Genomic DNA, 25,241 nt, shown 5'->3' on the forward strand with positions numbered 1-25,241 from the left:
TCTCCCTGCGGACCTGTTGGACCAATATCCCCTTGCGGACCCGTTGGACCCGTAACTCCCTGCAGGCCGATTGGTCCCGTCGGACCAGTTGGACCAATGTCCCCTTGCAGACCGGTTGGGCCTGTTACTCCCTGCGGGCCGGTTGGACCGATATCCCCTTGTGGGCCCGTTGGACCTGTATCTCCCTGCGGTCCGGTTGGACCAGTAACTCCCTGCAGACCGGTTGGACCTGTCGGACCTATTGGACCCACATCTCCTTGCGGGCCAGTTGGACCTGTATCTCCCTGCGGGCCAGTTGGACCAATGTCTCCTTGCGGACCGGTTGGGCCTGTTACTCCCTGCGGGCCGGTTGGTCCCGTATCTCCCTGCAGACCGGTTGGTCCAGTAACTCCCTGTATGCCGGTTGGACCTGTATCTCCCTGCGGACCCGTTGGACCAATATCCCCTTGCGGACCCGTTGGACCCGTAACTCCCTGCAGGCCGATTGGTCCCGTCGGGCCAGTTGGACCAATGTCCCCTTGCAGACCGGTTGGGCCTGTTACTCCCTGCGGGCCGATTGGACCGATATCCCCTTGTGGACCGGTTGGACCTGTTACACCCTGTAGACCTATTGGGCCTGTATCTCCCTGCGGACCGGTTGGACCCGTCGGACCTATTGGACCGATGTTTCCTTGTGGACCGATTGGGCCTGTATCTCCTTGCAGGCCGGTTGGACCTGTGTCTCCCTGCGGACCAGTTGGACCTGTAACCCCCTGCGGACCGGTTGGACCTGTGTCTCCTTGTGGGCCGGTTGGACCTGTGTCTCCCTGTGGACCAGCTGGGCCAGTAACCCCCTGCGGGCCTATTGGACCAATATCCCCTTGAGGACCAGTTGGACCCGTAACTCCCTGCAGGCCGATTGGACCCGTGTCTCCCTGCGAGCCAGTTGGACCTGTCGGACCGGTTGGACCAATGTCTCCTTGTGGGCCGATTGGGCCTGTTACTCCCTGCGGGCCTGTTGGACCTGTGTCTCCCTGCAGACCGGTTGGACCTGTAACCCCCTGCGAACCGGTTGGTCCCATGTCTCCCTGCGAACCAGTTGGGCCTGTTACTCCCTGCGAACCGGTTGGTCCCATGTCTCCCTGCGAACCAGTTGGGCCTGTTACTCCCTGCGGGCCGATCGAACCCGTGTCTCCCTGCGGTCCGGTTGGACCAATATCCCCTTGCGGACCCGTTGGACCCGTAACTCCCTGCAGGCCGATTGGACCCGTTGGACCCGTAGACCCCTGCGGACCGACTACTCCTTGCGGACCCATTGGGCCTGTGTCTCCCTGCGGACCCGTTGGACCTGTCACTCCCTGTGGACCTATTGGGCCCGTAGACCCTTGAGAGCCGGTTGGACCGATATTTCCCTGTGGGCCAGTTGGACCTGTGTCTCCTTGTGATCCCGTTGGACCGGTAGCTCCTTGAGAGCCCGTTGGGCCGATAATTCCTTGCGGACCCGTTGGACCTGTCACTCCCTGTGGACCCGTAGCTCCCTGTGGGCCGGTTGAGCCTATTACCCCTTGCTGTCCTGTTGGACCTATTGGACCTATCGCCCCCTGTGAACCCGTTGGTCCTGTTACTCCCTGCGGGCCCGTAGGACCCGTTGGACCTGTCACTCCCCACGGGCCGGCAGGACCCGTTGGGCCAGTTGGCCCCATTGGACCAGGGCAGCCCCTTGGTCCCATAGCTCCCAGCGGACCTGTTGGCCCCGTTGGACCTGGGCAGCCTCTTACTCCTTGCGGACCGACTGGCCCTCTGGGACCTTGCATACCTATTTCACCTTTCGGACCTGGACGCCCCGTATCCCCCTTGGGACCCGTTGGGCCTGTAGGACCCATGGAACAGCAGCCCCGGTTGCATCTGCAACTTTTTTCTGAGCATTCCTGTTTTATCAGCGCCGGGTTATCTTCATGGCTATCACTGGCATTTTGCATATTATGACACCCTTTCTAAAGATTCCTAAAGGAACATATTATAATGTCAGCAATAATACGTTCCATTTTTAAGGAACTATTGATTTTTGCGCGGCTGCAATGATGTTATAATTGCTTTTTAGCCGTTCATTATCGGGTGCATATTTAAGAGCATTCTTTGCGTGTTCCAGGGATTCGTCCAGCATACCCAGCCAATAAGCAGATATGGAGCAAAAATCATCGAGAGTATAATCCCAGGAATATCCCATATTGACAAAGGTCCTTGATTTTTCCTTGATTTTCAAAGCTTCTTTTGTCAAAAAATACGTCATCGACCAGTCTTTTAATTCATAGCACATTTTTGAGAACTCCGCATAGGTATCACGAATGTCCGGCACTTCAGCAATGGCTTTATAATACCAGGCGTAAGCCCCTTTCAAGTCTCCTATTTTATAGCAGGATTTTGCAATCCAGCGCATCGCGGCACATCGTTCATCATTCCATACGGCAGCCGGCAAAGCAAGATATTCCTTAAGTGTATCAATGCATTCTTGCCACTGGCTCTTATACATATATTCTCTTCCAAGATAGTACCGCATCCTCTCATCATCCGGAGCCTCCTTCACAGCAAGCTCCAAGAGGGGAAGATATGAACCCCGGGATTTTTCGGGATCCGGGTAATGGCTGAGAATCATTTCTTCGATATATATGGTTTCAACGGGCAAATTTCCCGTATATTGGAGAAACTCATGGACAGGACATTTCCAGCGGAATCCTTGCCGGCTATGCACTTTAAAATAATAAAATTGAATGTCAGGAGTCCCATCTTCCTTAAGACTCCAGTTATAAAGGTATCTTCCCATTTTTGCGGATGGTATGGAACTTTTCGGACTATGATTAAGCCACGCTTCCTCCAGCTTGTTACGCCAGCCTGGCTCAAACAATTCATCTAAGTCCGTACAGACGCAGATGTCTATATCCTCAGGGACATGATCCAGGGAAATATTCCGCGCTGCATCGAACCTCCACGGCTTTACTATATCCACATATACAACCGCGCCACGTTCTTTCAATTTTTCAACGGTCCCATCATCGGAGCCGGTATCAGTGACAACAATTAAGTCAGCCTCACTCATAGAGTCCATCCACTTATCTACAAACCGGACCTCATTTTTGCAAATGGCATAAACACAGATTTTTAGTTTCATGAGGATCCCTCCGCCTTTTCCTGTTTTTTGATCCTGTCCTCGATCATAAGCAGGTTGTTTTGCAGCCTTTTGTTAGAGGAGTCCATGCCTAAGGCTTTCTGGGCATAGTCCTTGGCTTTCTCATACATTCCCATGTTATAAGCACCGATGGAACCGTAATCATACAAAGCAAATCCCCAGCTTTCGGACTCTACCAGATAGCTGCCCGAACTTTTCGTAATTGTTAATCCTTTTTCTGCCATGGCATAGGACAGAGGCCAGTTTTTTTCCTTATAGGCTGATTTTACCAGCGCCAGATATGGCTCCCGGGCATCCGGACATTCTGCCAAAGCCCGGAAAAGCCATGATCTGGCTTCTTTCATATTTCCCTTCTCTTCATAACACTGTGCAATAAAGCGCATGGATGCACTTCTCTCCTCATTCCATCTAGCCGTTGGGATGGAAAGATGTCTTTCCAGTGTTTCAATTCCCTTATCAAAATTTCCATGATACACATATTCTCTTCCAAGCCAGAACACAGATCTGTCATCAAGCGGGTTTTCCTGAACTGATAATTCCAGAAGAGGAAGGTACTGGCTTCTTGGCTTTGATAAATCCGGATAATGATTGAGGACCAATCCATTGATCCATGCAGTTTGTTCAGGACCTGCACCGCTGTATTCCATGACCTCATGAACCGGATGTACCCAGCGGTAGTTATTCCGAATGTGGATCTTCTCCATGGGATACTGCTTTTGAGGGGTGCCGTCAGAATTACAGGCAAATGTAAATAAGTATCGTGCACGAGTATATTCCGGCTTCCATTGGTCTTCCAGTTTTTTTCGCCAACCTGGCTCAAAGACCTCATCCAAATCGTTCGAAACACAGATGTCCGCATCCTCGGGGACATGGCTTAAAGCCACATTACGGGCCGTGTCAAAACGCCATGGCGATATAGTCTCTTCATAAACGATGGCTCCTCTTTCCCGAAGCATTTCAACCGTACGATCGGTTGAGCCTGTATCCGTCACAATGACAGCATCGGCTTCGGATACGGCATCCATCCAGCGGTCTACAAACTGTTCTTCGTTTTTACTGATTGCATATACGCAAATTTTATATTGGCTCACTTCCACAGACTCCTCCAGACATTTTAATGCCTTACTTTATTCTACTAAATTCAATATATGCATCTTGCAGCCCATCCTGTGATGAAACGGCTTTTATGAGCAAGTGTTTCAAGTACTTTCAATCATAAGTGTCTGTCTATGTGGGGCGAACAAAAAAGCCGGTATAATGCCGGCCCCAGAGTGTAACAAAGTGATTATAAATAATTGAATACAAAGAAGGCAAATACATACAAAGGAAAGGCGCGGACACATCGTATTTAATTCAACATTATATGGATAATATGCAATTCATGCATTCAATATAAAAACAAAATGAGAAGTTCCACCAACTTCTCACTTTTACTTAACCCCATAGACAATTTGAGATTTTTATCTTGTTTTGAAAGCTTATAATTAAAAATATCTTTGGTATTCTTCAATAGGAAAAGAATTTTCTAATCCCAGCACTCTTGGCCATAAACCTGTATCATCAATAATAAAACCCATGATCATTCCCATGTGGCTATGTAAATGCCTGAACTGCGCCAAAATCAAAGTAAACCTATTATATTCACAATCCGGCGGCGAATCCAATAGTTGATCATCTGTTAATTGAGAAAGGTAAGTTTTTATTTTTATATCAATATCAGAAAAATAATGATTTATTTCTTCTCTTAAAAGATATTTGCTTGGAATTACATCTAAGCTGTTCAAGTCCTTTTCATGTATATCAGGCTCTGTATAGTCTTTATCTCCCGGATTGACAAACCATAGATCCAGGGAATGAAGCATGTGGTAAATATGTTTCCAACAAGGCATTTCACAATACGCTTTATTCCATAACTCATCTGGTACACAATCAATTACATTTTTCACTTCCCATAAAGCCCGGTATGTCTGGTCTTTTATAATTTCAACTAATAAGTTCTCTTCCATATCCATACCACCTTTCAAAATCAATATTGGTCTGTGTTATAACATAATGGGAAATCCACGCAATACGTCTGACTTGTTTTTTCCTATTCAACGGATCTGCAAATAGAAAGCTTGTGAATGTTGCGGATTTTATAATGAAAATATGGATTTAATATCTCTCCGTAATTTTTTAGCAACAGCATTGATCATTAATTCTTCTACCGCCGAAACACTTGCAATAAAACAAACCAGAATAGTCGCCGCAGATAGACCTAATCCGACATAAAGAAATGGAAAGGAAAACAAAGCGATGCCTGTTAGCTTATTCGCATAAGTGTGTAAAAATGCCGGCTGTTTATAGCGTACAAAGCCAACCCCTAACGATACCAGGCGAACAACAGCAATCACAGCTATCCAGGATATACCCCATAAAGGCAATTTAAAATTGGGAATAAATATAGACAACAGAACTGTTACCATGAAAAGATCTGCAATGCTATCCAGAACCTGGCCATTTTTGCTTGCGGCATTCATCTTCCGCGCAATCATTCCGTCCAGAACATCACTGATGCCGCACAAAAAATAAATCATGAGAAATTGTCCTGAAAATGGTTCTACAACAAGCAAAACCAAGGTTCCTAAAATTCTTGCTATTGTAATTAAATTAGGGATGTTCTTCATCTGAACCTCCAGTACTCCAACAAAATAAGATCCCACAGCCTGAAGCCGGCATTACGCCGGCTTATCTTACGGTCCGTGGCTGTACTCACAATTATTATTCAAAAGTCTCCACGCCATATACCAATTCATAGATTTCTTTCTTATATGGCTTGAATTCCTCTTCCGTCATAAGTTTTCCATAACTCATTATCAACAGTGGAATAGGCTTATCGTCAGGCTTTAATGGCATCTGCTCATAGTAAAAGGAATTGGAATGAAATCCCAGCCTTTCATAAAATCCTTCCCTGCTTCTGGTCATGGGATCCTTCTCCGTAATTGGTTCTATTTCCAGAAACACATGCTTTTCCGACTCTTCCATAACCTCTTCCACCAACTGTTTTCCATATCCTTTTCCCCTGCATACTTCCGTTGTGGCCAGATGCTCCATAAAAACACAGGTGGGAAGATCCCAGTATCCCAGAAAGGCCACAATTTTTTCTTCCTCCTCTATTACCCGGACTTTATAACAGGGATTACCGAAAACCCTTTTCTGATCGTCTTTTGTCCGGCGCTCAATACCAGGAAATGATTCCTTATAAATATGGTATATTTCCTCAAAATGGGTCTGCGGGTTCTTTAACAACATAATATCAATCTCCTAATCTTTTATCTATTATTGTTTCTGCCTTTAAGTGTAACATTTCCTGTGAAAAGAAGCAATGGAAAAGCCTGCCCCTTCTTACCGGGGCAGGCTGCTTTTCATTTTATTTAATAGTAATTCTGCCCTGACCTGCAGGATTTGCATAATCAGCACCTACATTGCCGCCTAAATTGCTGCGGATGTAAGTGGAAAGCAAATCTACATCAGTCAAGACATCATCCCGGATTACCTTGCTTCCCTTAAACATGGTCATGCCATCACCGGCAGACTTTAACATGTAGTTATGGGAGGCTACGGTATACGTCTTGTTCACATCAAGAGGGGCGCCGCCTACCATGATATCGGATACCCGGTATGCACCGTTTACTTTCACAAAATTGTCTTTTTCATCTACCTGGACATTGGATGCCTTGGAGGTATCGATGGTATAGGTAAGACCTGATACATGCAGGAAACCACCGTTCTCCTTCGGGCAGTTCCGGGAAGCCATTTCCAGGGCATCCTTGATCTGCTGGCCGGTTGCCTCTACAACACAACCCATATTACCGAATGGGAACACGGTAAGGGTATCATTGTATGTAATATTGCCGGCCTTAATGTTGGCTCTGATGCCGCCGCCATTGGAAAGGCCGATTTCTGCTCCAAGCACATAGCGGTATGCGTCCGCAGACAGATCACCAAGGTTTGTCTCCGCACTTCTGACCGCACGGTTTCCGGTTGCAGGGTCATTGACCGTAAGCTCAACATCCGTATGCCCGATCACAGTCTTTAATGTCTCATTGTACTGAGCCTGAATCACCTTAATGAATTTGTCTGTATCATAGTCAACGGCCTTTCCGTCAACTGTGACAGCGCTTTTTCCAGGAATTACAAGCTGGATTCCAACAGTCAGAACATTAGGATCCTTGATCTTATCTCTATTTGCTTCATAGATTTCATTCCAACGGTTATAGGAGCCTAATTCTCTCTTTGCGATCCGGCTTAAGGAATCTCCATTTTTTACTGTATAAGCGCTGGTACCTGCTCCTGCCGGAACCTGGGAAACCAGTTCGCTGGAAATCGTTCCATCCGTGTGAAGTGTCAGTTTTCCGATGTTCTTTAGCTTTGTACCTGTCTGGGTAAGAAGCACATCCTGGCCATCCTTATTCTTTAAGTACTTTCCATATTCCTCATGGGAATGGCCGTCGATTAATGCATCAATACCTGTGGTATTCTTAATTACGTTATCAGAGGTCCAGCGGTCTGTTGTCCCGTTTTCGCCCAGATGGCCTACCAGGATTACATAATTAGCCCCTTCCGCTTTTGCACTGTTTACAGAAGACTGTATCTGGTTATAGAGTCTTTGTCCATTTTCATCTTCACAAAAACCGTAAATGTAATTTCCGTTTCCATCCTGGAAATAAGCTGGAGTGGATTTGGTAAAGCTTTCCGGTGTGGTAGCACCCACAAACGCAACTTTGGTATCTCCATATGTAAAAATCTTATAGGGAGCAAATACCGTGGAACCAGTCCTTAAATCCATAAAATTGCTGGAATAGTAGCCGCAGCTTAACTTTCCTGCCAGTTCCAGAAAACGGGGCATCCCATAATCGTACTCATGGTTGCCCGGCACTGCGAAGTCATAACCGACCTTATTCATAATGTCGATCAAATACCCTCCATCCGACAACGTTCCAATGGGTGCGCCCTGAATGGCATCTCCGGCGTCAATCAGCGTCACATAAGGAGTCTGGGCCTGCATCTCTTTCTTATAGAGAGCCAGTCCCGCATATCCTATGTTTTCGTCTACACCGCAGTGGACATCGTTGGTATAGAGAACCACGATATCCCGGTCTGCCGCCAGAGAGGAAAAGGATATGCCTGTTGTCAGGGACAGGACCATGAGCAGGGCCAGCCATAGTGACAGAAACTTTCTTGTCTTACTTCCTTTCATTTTAAAACCCTCCTTTTGAAAAGTACATTTTCCTCTATTATATCAGATAAATGTAAAAATAGTATATAATCTTTGTGATATTTTAAAATTATTTATTCATTTTCACGGGTTTCTTATTAATCCCGAAATTATAAACACAGAAAAGGGATGCCTCCTCTGCCTTAAGCTGACACTTTAAGCAGAGGGGCACCCCTCATGACTCAATTATTCCTTTTCTTCGCTTATTTCTATTCCCAACTCCACAAGCTGCTTTGGATCTACATTTGAAGGCGCTTCTGTCATAAGGCAGGAAGCATCTTTTACCTTAGGGAATGCGATCACATCCCGGATGCTGTCTGCACCTACCATCAGCATGACCACACGGTCCAGACCGTAAGCAAGTCCAGCGTGAGGCGGAACTCCATATTTAAACGCCTCCAAAAGGAAGCCGAACTGATCCTGAGCCTGTTCCTTTGTAAAGCCCAGCACTTCAAACATCTTGGACTGGATATCGCTCTGATGGATACGGACAGAACCTCCGCCAAGTTCCGTACCGTTTAACACGATATCATATGCTTTAGCACGGACAGCGCCTGGATTGCTGTCAATTAACGCCCAGTCTTCGTCCATAGGCATGGTAAATGGGTGGTGCATCGCAGTAAAGCGGCCCTGCTCTTCGGAATACTCAAGCAGCGGGAATTCCGTTACCCACAAGAACTTAAAGTCATCCTTTTTCAGAAGATCAAGCTGTCTTGCCAGCTCCAGCCTTAAGTTGCCTAATACGTCAAATACCACTTTATCCCGGTCTGCCGCAAATAAAAGTAAGTCTCCCGGCTTTGCCCCCATTGCATCTGCCAGAGTGTGAAGCTCTTCCTCTGACATGAATTTTGCAAAGGAGCATTTATAGGTTCCGTCTTCATTTACAGCCAGATAAGCCAGACCCTTGGCACCAAAGCCTTTTGCATATTCCACCAGGGCGTCGATTTTCTTACGAGGCATAGCTCCCTGTCCTTCGGCATTGATACCGCGGACAGAACCGCCGTTTTCAAGTGCGCCTTTGAATACTGCAAATTCCGTATCCTTTACTACATTTGAAACATTTTTAAGTTCCATTCCGAAACGCATATCAGGCTTGTCAGAACCAAAGCGGTCCATGGCTTCTTTCCAGGTTATTCTCGTAATCGGAAGCTGGATATCAAATCCAGTGATTTCCTTAAATAATTTCACTAACAGCCTTTCATTGACTTCCAGCACATCTTCCACATCCACAAAGGAAAGCTCCATATCGATCTGGGTAAATTCCGGCTGTCTGTCAGCACGTAAGTCCTCGTCACGGTAGCATCTTGCCAGCTGGAAATAACGGTCATAACCGGAACACATCAGCAGCTGCTTAAAAAGCTGGGGAGACTGGGGAAGTGCATAGAAAGATCCTGGGTGGACACGGCTTGGAACCAGATAGTCCCGGGCGCCTTCCGGAGTGCTCTTAATAAGAGTCGGTGTTTCGATCTCTAAAAAGCCCTCTTCCGCCAAAAATGCCCTTGTTAAGGTAGCAACCTGGCTTCTCACCCTGATGTTCTTCTGGATATCCGGCCTTCTAAGATCCAGGAAACGGTATTTTAATCTCAGTTCTTCCTTTGTCTTGCTGTTCTCTTCGATGGGGAAGGGAGGTGTTTCGGATTCGGAAAGGATCCTTAAGCTCTTTGCCCGTACTTCAATGGCGCCTGTAGCCAGGTTTTCATTAACGCCTCCTGCCCTTGTTTCCACTTCGCCGGTCACTGCGATGACAAACTCGCTTCTTAATTTTTCAGCCTTTGCAAAGCTCTCAGCTCCGCAATCGCTTTCCTCAAAAATGATCTGCAGAATTCCGGAACGGTCTCTTAAATCAACAAAAATGATCCCTCCCTTATTTCTGCTTTTCTGTACCCAACCCATAACCGTTATTTCACTGCCCACATTGGCCTTTGTAACCTCTGTGCATCTATGGGATCTTTTTAAGCCTAACATTGACTCTGCCATAATTTCCTCTTTCCTGCCCAAAGGGCATATAAATATGCCCTTTGGGCGTTCCTCCTGATATATTTACTTAAGTGTATCGCTTAACGAACTTCCTTGTAAAACTCTTTAAACAGCGTATAACCTTCCTTCTGAAGGCTTTCTTTCTGGAACTTTTTATTTTTGTTCATCTGGGAAACCAGAACGGTCACGCCTTTTGCCCGTTCTTCCATTGCCTCTTTGATCGCTCCGTTCATCACATCATCACTTACACCCTTTTCGATTAAAAAGGCCACCTTTTCTTCTTTTCCGGGAACCGTAAAGCCCTCATCCATCAGGATGGTGATGATCCGCTCAAATCCAATGGAAAAACCGCAGGCAGGCGTATCCATGCCTGTGAATTTTCCGATCATCTTATCGTAGCGGCCGCCGCCTCCTACGGAGCCAGGAAAACCGTCTACCTGGATCTCAAAAATGGTTCCGGTGTAGTAAGACATTCCTCTCACCAGGGTGGGATCGAACACGATGTGAAACTGGCTGGTGGAAATCTGGCTTACACTGTCAATAATAGCCGCCAGGTTTTCCGCCTGTTCCTGATCCATCGCATCCTTTAAGACGTTGCCCAGACTGCGTACTCCGGCAGCATCCGGGGTCGCCGACTCAAAAAGAGATAAATATTTTTTGATTTTTCCCTCATCATAACCTGCTTCTGCCAGCTCCCTTGCCACGCCATCCATACCGATCTTGTCCATCTTATCCAGAATGATGAACACCTGGTCGTAAGCTTCTTCCGGGAAGCCGCAGAAAGCAGCCATTCCCTTTAAGATATTCCGGTCATTGATCCTTACCGTATATCCCTTAAAGCCAATCTTTCCAAGCAAGGTTGTGGTAGCCAGGATCAGCTCGATCTCCGCAAGCCTGGTGGAATCTCCCAGTATGTCGATGTCGCATTGGACGAACTGTCTGAAACGCCCTTTCTGGGGACGGTCCGCCCTCCATACGCTTCCCATCTGAAGAGATTTAAAGGGGGCGGTCAGGGCCGCCGCGTTATTGGAATAATATCTGGATAAGGGAACGGTTAAGTCGTACCGGAGACCGCTGTCAACCAGATCGCTTTCCGCCTGTGCTGTCTCCAGATTTAACTTTTCTCCCCGCTTCATGATCTTAAAAATCAGTTTTTCATTATCTCCGCCCTGTTTGCTGGTCAGATTCTCGATGTGCTCCACACAGGGAGTCTCGATGGAATGAAAGCCGAAGCCGCCATAGGTTTCACGTATCTGGTTCATCACATATTCCCGTACCTGCATTTCGGCGGGAAGAATATCCTTCATTCCGGTAACCGGTTTCTTTTTTAATGCCATCTCGTTCACTCCATTATTTTCTAAATTTTATAGGGAAATGCCCTACGGGCATATAGGAAACACCCTTCGGGTATACCTCTATGCCCAAAAAGCATGGGCAGGAATTATGAAATCATGCCTCTATTGTAAATTACATTTCTAATTTTGCAAGCATTTTTTCTTTTCTTTCCAGCATTTCGTCGATTCTAGTTATATACTGTTCCACATCCTTGACATTTTCCACCCGTTCCAGACGGTTCTCTGATGGGAATACCACCTTTGTAGTGGTTCCTGCCCCGCAGGCTATAATTGTCTGCATTTCTTCCATAATTAAAATATTATAGATGCAGGCTTTGCCTGGAAGGGAATAGCCGACATTTTCAAAATTTCCGGCCATGTTTTTCTGACGGTAAAGGTAATACGGCTCCTGCCCCATGCTTCTGGCATAGGAAGCGGTCAAATCTATCATTTCCTGGGTATTGGTGATTTTTAAATCCCCGTACTTATCCTTAAACATGTTAAGGCGGGCCGCACGCTTAATGGCAAGGGAATGAACCGTAATGCCATCTGGCCCAAGAGCCTTTATTTCCTCCATGGTGCGGGTCACATCATCCATATCCTCTCCCGGCAGGCCGATGATTAAGTCCATGTTGATATTGTCAAAGCCCAAAGACCTTGCCATGGAATACCGGTCTTTTACCATATCCACGGTGTGCCGGCGTCCTATGATATCCAGAGTTTCCTGCTTCATGGTCTGGGGATTGATGGATATTCGGGTCACGCCATGGTTTTTTAGAACCTGAAGCTTTTCCATGGTAATACTGTCCGGACGTCCGGCTTCCACGGTAAATTCCTTTACCCCGGTAAAATCAAAGGTTGCTTTCAGCCTGCTTATCAGCTGATCCAGATGAAGGGCTGAAAGGGAGGTAGGCGTACCACCGCCGATATAAACCGTATCCAGGGCCCTGCCTTCCATTTTCTCTGCCGTATAATCCATTTCCTTAAATAAAGCTTCCAGATACTGTTCCATGCGTTTTTCCCATTGCCCGATGGGAAAAGAAGTAAAAGAGCAGTAAAGGCAGGTAGTGGGGCAGAAGGGAATACCTACATACAAGCTGTAGCCGCGGCTGTAATCAATGGCGGAAATGAGTTTCATCTCCCGCCTGGCAATCTCCAGGCTTAAATCCACTTTTCCGTCACTGGTTAAATAGGTATCCTTCATGTATCTGCGGGCGTTCTCGTCCGTATACCCTTCCGAAAGCTTTGTCATAGCTATTTTGGTTGGCCGGATTCCCGTTAAAGTTCCCCAGGGAAGTTCTTTCCCCGTTATCTCACGGACCATGCCATAAAGCATCCGTTTGATCCGGTTCTTGGTTTCAAATCGGTCAGAATAATCCACAGAACTGGCCCGGGACTTTATAGTCCCCGTCTCAAAATCCTGGATCATCAGCTCAAAGGAAGCTTCCCCTGTCTTACCCCGGACCAGAAGCCGGTATGCCTCTTCCGGGCTTTCCTTGTGGACAAAGCTCTCACCCGGATAAAACGCCATTAAAAGCTCCCTGATATCCTGCTCAAAGGATTGGTCGTCTAATATTAATCCTATCATGTTTTTTCCTCTTAATGCTTCCTATCCTCTGTATAATGCCACCGGGTTGTATGCTTTCTCATGACCAATTGTAGTCGCTTCCCCATGGCCCGGATAAACAAGGATATCGTCAGGCAGGGCAAAAAGCCGTTCCTTTATGGATCTTAAGATCATGGACTGGTCTCCCGTAGGAAAGTCCGTTCTCCCCAAAGACTCCAAAAAGAGAGTATCCCCGCTTATGAGTATGTTTTCCGATTCTATCAGATAGCAGACAGAACCAGAGGTATGGCCTGGGGTAAACAAAACCTTAAAGGTCATTCCTGCAAGGGAAAGTATGGCTCCATCCTCCTCATATCCGTCCGCATGAACCGTATAAGCCTTGCCAAAAGAGGAAGACAAATTGACAGACGGATCGGAAAGCATCTCTTTTTCCTTTTCTCCGGCATAAATCTTCACCTCAGGAAATGCCTCTGTCAAATCCTTAACAGCCAAAATATGGTCAAAATGCCCATGGGTCAGTAGAATTGCTTCCGGAACCAGAGAAAGTTCCCGGCACATATCCAGGATATATGCTCCGTCTGCGCCCGGATCCACGATTACCGCCTTTTTAAGGGATTCCCGGTATATCACATAGCAGTTGGTTCCAATCTGGCCTACAGGATAAGTCTTTATTCTGAAATCACTCATGCTTTTATCTCCTATCTTATACTATCTTTATGTAACAAGCATATTCATTGGGCCCAGTGCCCGCGCAAAAAGAGAAAACTGCGTTATCCCGCAGTCCTCTCAATGTCTATGACTCCTTCGATTTGTCTCAGCTTATCAACCAGTTTGCCCAGCTCCTCCACGCCATGAATATCAAAGGTCATGGTAATGGTTGCCTTGCCCTGCTTGTTGGTTCTGGAGTTCATGGAGGTGATATCGATCTGCCTCTCTGTAAACACCTTGGATATGTCGACAAACATGCCGATCCGGTTATTGGCAAATATCTTGATCTCCGAGGAATACCGCTCCTTGGTGTCATCGCCTTCCGCTTCCTGCCATTCCGCGTCAATGAGACGGTTCCGTTCGTCCTCAGGAAGATTTAAGACGTTGACGCAATCTGTCCTGTGGATAGAAATCCCTCGTCCGCGGGTCACAAAGCCTACGATCTCATCTCCCGGCACCGGGCTGCAGCACTTGGAAAAGCGGACCGCAAGGTCGTGGATTCCTTTTACCACGATTCCGCTGCTGGAACGCCTCTTGACCGGCAGCCTGTTGCCCATATCCTCTATGTCATTTAATATACTGTTGTCCGTAACGTCCTTCTTAAGCTTCTTATTCCGCTCATCCACCATCTTATTGATGACCTGGCCCTCTTTTAGGCCCCCGTGTCCGATGGATGCAAGAACGGATTCCCAGTCACGGAACGCATAACGCTTCATGACCTTTTCCTGGTATTCCGGCTTGCTGATCTCAGAATAAATGATTCCCTTTGTCTTACAGTAGCGGTCCACCATTTCCTTGCCGCGAAGGATGTTATCTTCTTTCAGTTCTGTCTTAAACCATTGGTTGATCTTGTTCTTGGCCTGGGTGCTTTTCACTATATTCAGCCAGTCACGGCTGGGGCCCCTGCTGTTCTGGGAAGTGATGACTTCCACCTGGTCGCCGTTCTCAATCACGTATTCAATATTCACCAGTTTTCCATTGACCCTGGCTCCCACCATCTTGTTGCCTACCGCACTGTGTATGGAATATGCAAAATCAATGGGCGTGGAGCCAGCAGGAAGATTCTTTACATCCCCGGAGGGGGTAAAGCAGTAAACACTGTCGGAGAATAAATCCAGATCTCCTTTTACCATGTTTAAGAATTCCTTGTTATCGGACATATCCTTCTGCCATTCCAGGATCTGACGCAGCCAGCTTAGCTTCTCTTCCTCTTTGCCTGCTGCCACCTGTCCGCTTCCGCTCTCTTTATACTTCCAGTGGGCGGCAATTCCGTATTCAGCGGTACGGTGCATATCATAAGTACGGATCTGGATCTCAAAGGGCTGCCCATTGTTTCCGATCAGGGTGGTATGAAGGGACTGGTACATGTTGGGTTTCGGCATTGCGATATAATCTTTGAAACGGCCTGGAATGGGCTTATACATCTCATGGATCACTCCAAGGGCAGCGTAGCAGTCCTTTACGCTGTCAACGATAATGCGCACCGCAAATAAGTCATAAATCTGGTCCAGAGTCTTGTTCTGGTTCACCATCTTTTTATAGATGCTGAAAAAATGCTTCACCCGGCCATCCACCCGGCCTTCGATCCCGCCGGTCTTTAAATGTTCCTGTACCTCATCTACAATGCTCTTTACAAAGAATTCCCTGGCATCCTTTTTTAAAGATATCTTCTCCGCCAGTTCATAATATATTTCCGGCTGCAGATATCGTAAGGACAGATCATCAAGCTCGATCTTTATTTTGGAAATACCAAGGCGGTGGGCAATGGGAGCATAGATCTCCATGGTCTCCTTTGCCTTTTCCTTCTGTTTTTCCGGTTTCATGTACTGAAGCGTCCGCATGTTGTGGAGGCGGTCCGCCAGCTTGATGATGATGACACGGATATCCTTTGCCATGGCTAAAAACATTTTCCTTAAGTTCTCAGCCTGGATCTCCATCTTATCCATGGACCAGGATATCTGGGTCAGCTTGGTGACGCCATCCACTAAAAGGGCCACCTCTTCCCCGAATTCCGCCTTCAGTTCATCTAGGGACATAATGGTGTCCTCTACCACATCATGAAGGATCCCTGCGGCAATGGTCTCTTTATCCATCTCTAAATCAGCAAGAATAATTGCAACACAAAGAGGGTGAATGATATACGGTTCACCCGATTTGCGCCTTTGGTCCTTATGCGCTTCATCCGCAATATGATATGCTTTTTCTATCATGGTGATATCATCGGAAGGGTGATATCTCCTTATACTGTGGACCAGCTCTTCATAAAGTAAGTCCGGGCTGGTAAAATCAGCCGGAGCTTCCAGATCCACATCCACCTTCCGCTTCTCCGGACGTTCCTTTTCGAAAGCCGCCAAATTATTCTTTTCCATTATTGGATTATCTGCCATATGCCGTCACCTTTTTGTAGCATTCCTGGTTTTCACCTATTTTTAAACGTAGTTATCATTCATTATAATTATTATTGTCGAAAAATGCAAATATTTTTTCTTTCTCCCCTTCATTAAGGAAAGCTCCTTCCAGCGCATAACGGTTCATTTGTCTTAGATCCGCCTCTGTAAACCCCATGTGTTTCTTAATGAGCTCTGCCTCTTTTTCCAGTGTGGTATCTGAAACAGTCATGTTATCCGTATTGTATGTAACCCGGATTCCCCTGTCATAAAAGGCCTTTAAGGGATGCTCCCCTATGGAGGGAACGGCCCTTGTCTGAAGGTTGCTGATCACACACATCTCTAAGGTAATCTTTTCCTTTTTTAAAAGGTCCATACATGCCTCTGACTTGATTGCGGCACATCCGTGTCCGATTCTTTTTGCTCCGCAATGGACCGCTTTTATGATATTTTCATAATCACCGCACTCTCCTGCGTGTATGGTAAAGGGAACGCCGTTCCGGCCGGCCTCTTTAAACAGGGGCTCAAAATGTTCCATGGGGATCAGCCCTTCCGGCCCTGCAAGGTCTACCCCAACAACACCCTTTCCAAGATAAGCCCTGGCAATTTCAAAGGTTTCCTCATTTTCCCGGTCAGGCCCGTTAACCATGGCGCAAAGAAGGAGCCCCGCCTTCATAGGGGATCTGGCTGTTCCCTTATTTATTCCTCTAATTACCGCTTCCACCGCCCTTTCCATGGTCAGTCCTTTTCTCATATGAAGCTGGGGCGCGAAGCGGATCTCACTGAGGATAAGGCCCTGGGTGGCCAGCCGTTCCGTTAAATGAAAGGATGCCAGCTCCAGTGCTTCTTCCGTCTGAAGCAGCTGTCCCGGCAGATCAAAGCACTTTAAATAATCCACAAGGCTCTCACAGTTTTCCCCTGCTATGAGGCTTTCCCTTCCGCCCTGTCCTTCAAAATCATATCCGATCTGCTCTGCAAGCAGCCTTACCGTTTCAATGGATAAGGAGCCGTCCAAATGCAGATGGAGGTCTGTTTCCAGTAGTTTCATAACGATTCCTCCTTTACTCAATAAAAATATCTTATCATATTACAGGAAAAGTAACAATTATTTCGTAATATACTCCTTCCGCTTAATGCTGCAATGAGGATCAGCCAGATGCTTATACTGAAAGGAGAAGCTTTTTTTAACAGGCCATCTTACTATCCTGCTCAAAATGAAGCGCTTTCATGAAATAAAAAACGTGCCCCATAAAAAAAGGGCACGTAAACCATACGTTAAGAGGAGAAGCACGATGTCAGCCTTCAGGGTGCCATATGCGGTTCCATGGAATTTCCTCTTTTGCAGCCGCACTGCTTAAACAATGGCACAACTGCCTCAAAGGATTGTCTGCTGTATTCATATGCCGCAATTTTATCAACCCCATCACCGACTTCGTCCAGATCATAGGGATTTCGAAATGCTGCCATAACCATTGGTATATTTAACTTTTCCAGTTCTTTTGCAAGGGAACTCTGTCCACGGTTTAAATGCCCATTGTAGGTGCCAAGCACAAGATTTGTATATCTCTTACTTTTTACCTTTTCCAGTATTTCGTTTATTTCCCTTGAATCCGGATCTATGGAAAAAGAATACGCATCTCCTCCAAACCTTTCCTGCATAAATGCTGCAAACAGCAGATCTTCCATCACACGGCTGGAAGCCAAAGTGGAACGATAGGCGTAACAGCTTAAAAATACAGGATTTTCTCCCAGAAGATGGACATATCCCCTTTCCCGGTTCGTAAACCGTATGCTGCAGCGAAACAGTGATTTTACAAACTCTCCCGGTTCCTTTAGGGATTTCTTTCCTAAATCTGCATCGGGTGCCGCATATCTTTTTTTGTATGAAAGGATCCGTTCCACGGCATCATCTATCCGGGATATGGGAATCTCGCCGGATTCTACTGCCTGTTCTATTTCCCTGGCCGCTTCCGCTGCAAGACCTGCCGTATGGGAAATGAAGATCAGATCCACGCCTGCCATAATGGCCTTTCTGGCTCCGGAAGCAGTCCCAAAATATTCTTTAATGGCATTCATTTCCAGGCAATCGGAAATCACAAGCCCATGAAACCCCAGCCTTTTTCTCAGTATTCCCTGGATCATGGTTTCTGACATGGTAACCGGTAAATTTTCCTTTTCAATTCTTGGAAACAGAATGTGGGCAAGGGTTACTGCTGTGGCTCCCCGCCGGAAGGCTTCTTTAAACGGAATCAGTTCCTCCTGTTCCAGCTCTTCATAGGATTTCCGGATGCAGGGCAGGGAAAGATGGGAGTCCACTGCCGTATCGCCATGTCCTGGAAAATGCTTCACCGAACACATGATTTTGGAATCTAAATATCCTTTCACCATTTCACAGCCAAATTCGGCTACCACGGCCTTATCCGGTCCAAAGCTTCGCACACCGATTACCGGATTATCCGGATTGTTATTAATATCCAGAACCGGAGCCAGATTGAAATTGATCCCCAGCTCCCTTAATTCCTGCCCTGTAAGAAGTGCCGCCTCATATGCGTTTTCCTTATCTCCGGTCTGTGCAAGAGCCATTGCTCCCGGTATGCTGACCGATCCTTCCGGAAGTCTTCTTACTACTCCTCCCTCCTGGTCGATGGTGATAAAGGCATATTCTCCGGTTTCTTCCTTTACCAGCTTTTGAATGGAATCACAAAGTCCCTTCAGCTGGTTCCTGCTTTCAATGTTATGGGAAAACAATATAACGTTCCCAACTTTATACTCTCTCACCAGCCGTATCATGTCTTCACTTAATTCCCCGGATGGAAAACCGGCCACAATCATTTGTCCGATCTTTTGTTTTAATGTCATTTCCCCCATACTAAAGTCACCTCTTTCATTCATAAAGATGATATGCTTTTTTGCGTTCTGAAAACGCTTTTGCATCACTCTCAAATCCGGCCAGCAATTCTTCTTTTGAAGCTGTTTTCTCTGTCAGCTGATCTGATCCGAACAAAAGATCTTCCATTCGCCTGGTGCTTCCCTCATAAGGATCCAGAAAAGCAAAGCGGTCTTCATAAATTGTCTTTATTGCATCAAGAAGCTCCAGACCGCAGACCGTGGACCGGAAGACCTGGCTGTCCGTAACGTGAATATGGATTCCTTGGCAGGCTTCTCCCTTAAACTTTGAAAAATAGGGGGTGAAATAAGCCGGAGAAAACAACACGCCGGGAAGCTTTTTCTCTGTCATATGCTTCACAAGCTTACCTGCATCTATGAATGGCGCACCGATTATTTCAAAAGGCGCCGCAGTTCCCCTTCCTTCTGATATATTTGTTCCTTCAAAAAGGCAGGTTCCTGCATACACCAGGGCAGTCTCATATCTTGGCATTCCCGGACTTGGCATCACCCACACATGGCCGGTTTCCGGATGCATGGTATGCCTGTTCCAGCCCTCACAGGGGATTACCGTCAGCCGGCAGCCAAGGTTTTTCTCCGCATTTACCATAAGGGCCAGCTCTCCAACCGTAAGCCCATAGCGCATACACAGGGGATACGCCCCTATAAAGCTTTCAAATCCGGGCTTTAAGCAGTTGCCCTCCACCCGCCCCCCAAGAGGATTATAGCGGTCCAGTATAATAAGTTCTTTTTTATGCCTTGCGCACTCTTCCAATGCATAGATCATCGTTGATATAAAGGTGTAATATCTGACCCCAAGATCCTGAATATCATATACTACGGCATCTACCTGATCTAACATTTCCCTGGTCAGCCTCTTTGAATTTTTCCGGTACAGGCTATATACCGGCAATCGGGTATCCGGGTCCAAGTAGTCCTCAATATCACCGCCTGCGCCTACATTTCCCCTGACTCCGTGCTCCGGCCCAAACAGGGCTGTCAGCCGGTATTTTTTATGTAGTATGTCTATCGTAGAATTTAAATACCTGTCAACGCCTGAAATAGAAGTGATCAGACCCAGACGTTTCCCGTCAAAGACCCTATGCCAGCGGTCCACACAATCGATCCCGTTTTTCACCATATTGAACCTCTTTATAATTCTGATAGAATAACCCTTTTTTGTTCCTGATCCACATCAAATGCCTCTGCGTACCCGGTTCTTGCCAGACAGCCGTTTACCCTCATGAGATGCTCATAATACTCTTTATAGGGAAAAGATGGACTATGCACGGCAAACCAATGGGTGTCAATGGCTTTTTTCCATAGTTCAAATCCTTCTTTTGATACTTCCAGATAAATATATTTTTCAAAGCCAGCCGAATCTTCCCAGTTTTCCGCATAGTAGGGTCCTTTTGCAGAATGAGCGCTGTTTTCTCTTTTAAGCCCGGAAAGTCCTGCAAAAAACTGAGCATCCTTTACGATCCTATGGGTTGTTTCATGATCCTTGTGCATGCTGTTCTTCCAATGGGTCAGCAATGCAGCGGGCCGGTATTGCCGGATTGTATCACAAAGCTGAAACCTTACCTCTTCATTATCCGGCAATTCTCCATCTGTATAAGGAAAAACCACTGCCTCCCCTCCCAGCATTCCGGCAAAGGAGACGGCTTCCTTTTCTTTTTGTATTCTGTATTCTTCCACTGGCATATCAGGCGGATTCCCTCTTTCCCCGCCGGTCAATGCTACGGTAACGATCTGATAACCCTTTAATGCCATAGTCGCCAGAAATCCGCCGCTTGTCAGCTCCGCATCTCCCACATGGCCTCCTACCGCCATGATGCACTTTCTTTTCCCGTTCATCCGTCTTTCCATTCCTTCCTCATATCCGCCCAGGTCCTCACGATCCGGAATCCTGCGGCTTCATAAATATTTCTTGCCGGATTATTTTCCCCGGTAAAAAGACTCATAAAATCTGCTCCCATTTCCTTCAGGCTTATGCATAACCTGCAAAACAGGACCGTTGATATCTTTTTCCCCCGATAGCCGGGATCCACGCCGATTCCGCAAAAATATCCCCTTCCGCTCTCTTCTACATCCAGCGGCCCTGTAAAGCCGATCACCTTGCCATTGTGTGCTGCGATCAGAATGGGACGGCTGTTTTCTCCCTTTGCCGTTTCCCCCAGAATGTCTCTCTCCCACAAAGGATTCTGGAACTTATGCATCATTGCCTCCATGCCGTAATGCCTGTGAGAATCATAAACTTCAATCGTAATGTCCTCTTTTTCCAGCCCCTCTGCGATGACTGCCGCAAAATCCGGCACAGAATAGTCATCAAGGGCCAGATAATAGCTGTTCTGCATGGCATAATCCCGGTACCTGCAATTTTTGAAGAAAAGGTAGGCATTGCTTCCCACATCCACTCCCGGAGCATTGGGATGATCTGCCGTCTTTTTCCCTGGAATATACCAGGAAAAGGTCATGGGATTAAAAAAAACAATTTCTATCCTGGAAACTCCGCTTTCCTTCCGTAGTCTGTCTTCCAGACAGGCAAGCATTGTTTTACCGATTTCCTGTCTCTGCATTTCCTTTTTTACAGCAATCATGGAAAGATAGGCTCTGCTCTCGCCGCTTAAAAAGCAGCCGGATGCAAATCCCCAGCCATGTTCCTCCAGAATGGTGATTTTGTGTACTTCATCTGCCTGGTTTTCCATAAAAAATCTGCAAAAGTCACTCTGGTTTTCAAAGGGCCGGAACAATACCTCTTTTGCCCGGACCGCATCTTCAAACAATTCATAGGCAGTTCCTGCATTCTCTTTGTTCAGATCCAAAAATATCATTCAATTCACTCCTTATGGCCGAAAAACTGAGGCAGATATTCTTTATGAGCTTCCAGCAGCTCGTAAAGCACAGCCTTTGCTTCTTTCTGGGAGCCAACAAGGGGATTGATCATAAGTGCCAGCAGGGCCTTCTGCGGGCTTCCGGTTATGGCCGCACGGCACCCGGCTATTTCAAATGATTTGATCTGCTGCAAAAGACCGTTGACCGTCCATGGCAGTTCCACACCGCTTACCGGAACCGGTCCTTCCTTTGTGATCCTGCAGCTGACTTCCACGATCTCATGATTCCTGAAATTTTTTATGGCACCTCTGTTTACGGTGTTTACCACCTGAATATCTCCCTTGTCATTATAAATGGAATGGATCAGATTGCATGCCGAATCACTGTAATAAGCACCGCCCCGCTGGGAAAGCAATTCCGGTTTTTCATCCAATCCAGGATCCTGATAAAGCTCAAACAGCTTTTTTTCCACCTGTTCCACAAGTTCAGCTCTGGTTTCATGTTTTTCATATTTTTCCAGGGCTTCTTCCAGATATTCTTTCGCCATATAATAATATCTGTGATAGGAGCATGGCAGCACTCCGAGCTCTTTTATAAAATCATTGTCCCAGCTGACTGCCTTTATATTCTTCACAACGCCGCCTTCCCCCCAATGGCTGACCACGTCTTCCGTTATGTCCTTTCCATCTGCTTCCACTTTAGTCACGTAAACCATATGATTCAGACCACCCATGGTGACTTTCACCTCTTCCATGGGCCTGCCAAGCTGATCTGCCACCGCTTTATGCATGCCGTAAGGTACGTTGCACAGTCCGATGAACTTCCGGAAGCTGCTGTAACGGTTCACTCCTTCCATGACCATGCCCACCGGATTTGTAAAGTTGATCAGCCATGCTTCCGGGCACAGTTCCTCCATGTCTTTACAGATATCCAAAATAACCGGTATGGTTCTCATTCCCTTGAACAGACCGCCTGCACCATTGGTTTCCTGGCCAAGAAGTCCGTGCTTTAAGGGGATCCTTTCGTCTTTCACTCTGGCCTGCAGCTGTCCCACCCGAAGTTGGGTTATGACAAAATCAGCCCTGGAAAGAGCCTCTCTCCGGTCCAGGGTTGTATGGATCTTCATTGGAACTCCTGCTTTTTTTACCATACGATTTGCAAATTCAGCTACAATCCGTAGTTTTTCCTCACCCTCAGGGATATCCACCAGCCATAGCTCCCTTACAGGCAAGGTTTCGTACCTTTTTAAAAATCCATCCACCAGCTCCGGTGTGTAACTGGACCCTCCTCCGATTGCCACGATTTTCACACCTTTTTTCATGACTGAACGCCTCCTTCTCCGCTTTGCAGCAATAAATACAGGGCCCCCATTCTCCCTGCCATATTTCCCTGCTCACAGGCCTCTATGGCCGTATATGGTTCCAGATGGGGATACAGGGCATATACCGCTTCTTTCATATCCCTTATAAATATCTCATTTTCACTGATCCCCCCGCCGATCAGCAGTATTTTAGGATCCACCGTGACAGCAAAGTTGCCGATCACCATTGCGCCCTTGTAAAGCCATTCCCGGTATACCCGGTCAATGTCCGGGTGGTCCAGATGGTTGAATATATACGTTCCGTCCACCTCCCTGCCAAGGATCTCCGATACTTTTCTGACCAGAAGAGATGTCGCTCCTGCCCCTTCCGCCGCCGGCTTTCCGTCTACATCCCGGAGGCAGACTCTGGTAAATCCCACCTCGCCGGATTTAAAGTGGCTGCCCCGGTATAATTCCCGGTTTATGATGATGGCACCGCCAATCCCGGTCCCAAAGGTGACCATACAAATATCCTGAAAACCCCTTCCCGCTCCCCGCACCATTTCTCCCAATGCGGCACAATTGCTGTCATTTTCAAGCACAACGGGAATCGGATATTTCCTGTTTATCTCTTCTTTTAAACGATACGCCCTGAAATTAGCCCCAACGCTGAAATCCGTATTTTCTCCTGTTACCGGATGGATAAAACCGCCCATGCAGATTGCAACGCCGCTTATCTGATCCACATAGGTTTCCACGATCCCCATGAACTGCCGGAGAAACCCGGCCGGCAGTTTTTCCGTTGGTGTACTTCCTTCATGAAGAACCCGGTATTCCGGATCCATAAGGCTGTACTTTATGTAAGTGCCTCCGATATCAATTGCCAGGTATTGTTTCATATCCGTTCCTTTCCGCTGTCTCCCGTAATATGATCCTGACGGCTCCCTGGGCAGCTTCTCCCCTCATCTTCATGATTTCCAGCTGGGGAAATCTTTTTTTCGCCTTTTCACAAAACAGGCGGTATATCTCGTTATTTTTCATTAATACACTTCCGCTTACAACCAGGGAGACCGGAGACTGAAAATGAGTCAGTACGGCTCCCGCCAGCTCCGCCAGTTCCTCACCGCAATGATCCAAAATCCCGATGGAGGCCTGATCCTTCTCCCTGATCCCTTCTTCCAGCAGGGGAGCCAGGGCGGCGATCTCTTTTTTGCTTCTCCCTGGCTGATACAGCCAGGTGATAAGATCCTCCACCGAATCCGCCTTTAAGCAGCGGAATGTTTTTTCCTTCAATATGGTCTGCCCCTGTCTCCCATCCGATGACCTCACCACTGCTTTTAAAATATCCCGTCCAATGGCATAGGCACTTCCGGCATCATCAATGATATGGCCGTAACCGCCGGCCCGGAACTTATCTCCGGACTCATTGATCCCGTAACAAATCGAGCCGGTCCCGGCAATTAAAATCACTCCAGCCGGTTCCTCCAGCGCTCCTGCCAGGGCAGTTTCATGGTCTCCCACCAGCTTTATCACTCCCTGCATCCCCTGTTCTTTTAACTTCCGGGTCAGCAATGCCGCCGTATCCCGGTTGCTGATTCCGGCAGCGCCAATGCAGATCCCTATGCAGTCACTCATATTCATACCGGACTTTTCCAGTTCTATCTTTAAGTCCGCCAAAGTATGTTCTGCCGCTTCCCTGGACTGTCCATTGATGTTTAAAGGCCCTAACCGGAAGTTTTTCATAAGATCGCAATGAAGTCCGGCTACTATTACAGTGGTGGCGGTCCCGCCCCCATCCATTCCTATCACAAACGGTCCGTTCAATTG

The 25,241-nt window shown here is 47.0% G+C and carries 19 protein-coding genes and 1 pseudogene; all 20 read right to left on the minus strand.

What is annotated here, in order from left to right; genetic code table 11:
- Positions 1-1,793: pseudogene (locus tag AC27IJ_RS20870) on the minus strand (collagen-like protein); the annotation flags it as partial.
- Positions 1,794-2,026: 233 nt separating this feature from the next.
- Positions 2,027-3,145, minus strand: a complete 1,119-nt coding sequence (locus AC27IJ_RS20875) for a glycosyltransferase (protein ID WP_312446127.1) — start codon at positions 3,143-3,145, stop codon at positions 2,027-2,029.
- Positions 3,142-4,254, minus strand: a complete 1,113-nt coding sequence (locus tag AC27IJ_RS20880) for a tetratricopeptide repeat-containing glycosyltransferase (protein ID WP_312446129.1) — start codon at positions 4,252-4,254, stop codon at positions 3,142-3,144. Before AC27IJ_RS20880 ends, AC27IJ_RS20875 begins: the two co-directional genes overlap by 4 nt.
- Positions 4,255-4,647: 393 nt before the next feature.
- Positions 4,648-5,169 carry a hypothetical protein gene (locus AC27IJ_RS20885; RefSeq protein WP_313259325.1) on the minus strand — a complete coding sequence of 174 codons (522 nt, stop codon included), beginning with the start codon at positions 5,167-5,169 and terminating at the stop codon, positions 4,648-4,650.
- Between the two features lie 129 nt (positions 5,170-5,298).
- Positions 5,299-5,829: a CDP-alcohol phosphatidyltransferase family protein gene (locus tag AC27IJ_RS20890; protein WP_312446133.1), complete on the minus strand. Its 531-nt coding sequence runs from the start codon at positions 5,827-5,829 to the stop codon at positions 5,299-5,301.
- A 94-nt stretch (positions 5,830-5,923) separates the two neighbouring features.
- Positions 5,924-6,454: a GNAT family N-acetyltransferase gene (locus AC27IJ_RS20895; RefSeq protein ID WP_312446134.1), complete on the minus strand. Its 531-nt coding sequence runs from the start codon at positions 6,452-6,454 to the stop codon at positions 5,924-5,926.
- Positions 6,455-6,572: 118 nt separating this feature from the next.
- Positions 6,573-8,402, minus strand: coding sequence for a 5'-nucleotidase C-terminal domain-containing protein (locus tag AC27IJ_RS20900; protein WP_312503594.1), 1,830 nt, complete (start codon positions 8,400-8,402; stop codon positions 6,573-6,575).
- Positions 8,403-8,606: 204 nt separating this feature from the next.
- Positions 8,607-10,397: an aspartate--tRNA ligase gene (gene aspS, locus AC27IJ_RS20905; protein ID WP_312446138.1), complete on the minus strand. Its 1,791-nt coding sequence runs from the start codon at positions 10,395-10,397 to the stop codon at positions 8,607-8,609.
- An 80-nt stretch (positions 10,398-10,477) separates the two neighbouring features.
- Positions 10,478-11,734, minus strand: coding sequence for a histidine--tRNA ligase (gene hisS, locus AC27IJ_RS20910; protein WP_312446139.1), 1,257 nt, complete (start codon positions 11,732-11,734; stop codon positions 10,478-10,480).
- 130 nt (positions 11,735-11,864) lie between these two features.
- A complete protein-coding gene (gene hemZ / locus AC27IJ_RS20915) occupies positions 11,865-13,319 on the minus strand; it encodes a coproporphyrinogen dehydrogenase HemZ (RefSeq protein WP_312446141.1) in 1,455 nt (484 codons plus the stop codon).
- Positions 13,320-13,340: 21 nt separating this feature from the next.
- A complete protein-coding gene (locus tag AC27IJ_RS20920) occupies positions 13,341-13,985 on the minus strand; it encodes an MBL fold metallo-hydrolase (RefSeq protein ID WP_313259329.1) in 645 nt (214 codons plus the stop codon).
- An 83-nt stretch (positions 13,986-14,068) separates the two neighbouring features.
- Entirely contained in the window at positions 14,069-16,375 is a 2,307-nt protein-coding gene (locus AC27IJ_RS20925) for a RelA/SpoT family protein (protein ID WP_312446338.1), read from the minus strand.
- Positions 16,376-16,448: 73 nt separating this feature from the next.
- The gene (gene add / locus AC27IJ_RS20930; protein ID WP_312503590.1) at positions 16,449-17,441 is read right to left on the minus strand and encodes an adenosine deaminase; all 993 of its coding nucleotides are present in this window, start codon (positions 17,439-17,441) and stop codon (positions 16,449-16,451) included.
- Between the two features lie 254 nt (positions 17,442-17,695).
- Positions 17,696-19,261 (minus strand): beta-N-acetylhexosaminidase, encoded by a 1,566-nt coding sequence (gene nagZ, locus AC27IJ_RS20935; RefSeq protein WP_312446147.1) that lies wholly within the window; start codon positions 19,259-19,261, stop codon positions 17,696-17,698.
- A 16-nt stretch (positions 19,262-19,277) separates the two neighbouring features.
- Entirely contained in the window at positions 19,278-20,420 is a 1,143-nt protein-coding gene (locus AC27IJ_RS20940; RefSeq protein ID WP_313259334.1) for an exo-beta-N-acetylmuramidase NamZ family protein, read from the minus strand.
- Positions 20,421-20,431: 11 nt separating this feature from the next.
- Positions 20,432-21,148 (minus strand): PIG-L deacetylase family protein, encoded by a 717-nt coding sequence (locus AC27IJ_RS20945; RefSeq protein ID WP_487150659.1) that lies wholly within the window; start codon positions 21,146-21,148, stop codon positions 20,432-20,434.
- Positions 21,133-22,113, minus strand: coding sequence for a GNAT family N-acetyltransferase (locus AC27IJ_RS20950; protein ID WP_312446153.1), 981 nt, complete (start codon positions 22,111-22,113; stop codon positions 21,133-21,135). Before AC27IJ_RS20950 ends, AC27IJ_RS20945 begins: the two co-directional genes overlap by 16 nt.
- Before the next feature lie 5 nt (positions 22,114-22,118).
- Complete coding sequence (locus tag AC27IJ_RS20955) at positions 22,119-23,435, minus strand: 6-phospho-beta-glucosidase (protein ID WP_312446154.1); 1,317 nt, start codon at positions 23,433-23,435, stop codon at positions 22,119-22,121.
- Positions 23,432-24,313 carry an ROK family protein gene (locus AC27IJ_RS20960; RefSeq protein WP_313260835.1) on the minus strand — a complete coding sequence of 294 codons (882 nt, stop codon included), beginning with the start codon at positions 24,311-24,313 and terminating at the stop codon, positions 23,432-23,434. The genes AC27IJ_RS20955 and AC27IJ_RS20960 overlap by 4 nt, the downstream gene beginning before the upstream one ends.
- Entirely contained in the window at positions 24,291-25,238 is a 948-nt protein-coding gene (locus AC27IJ_RS20965) for a BadF/BadG/BcrA/BcrD ATPase family protein (RefSeq protein ID WP_313260836.1), read from the minus strand. The genes AC27IJ_RS20960 and AC27IJ_RS20965 overlap by 23 nt, the downstream gene beginning before the upstream one ends.
- Positions 25,239-25,241 lie beyond the last annotated feature (3 nt).

It is taken from the genome of Lacrimispora sp. YZC11, from assembly GCF_057543815.1.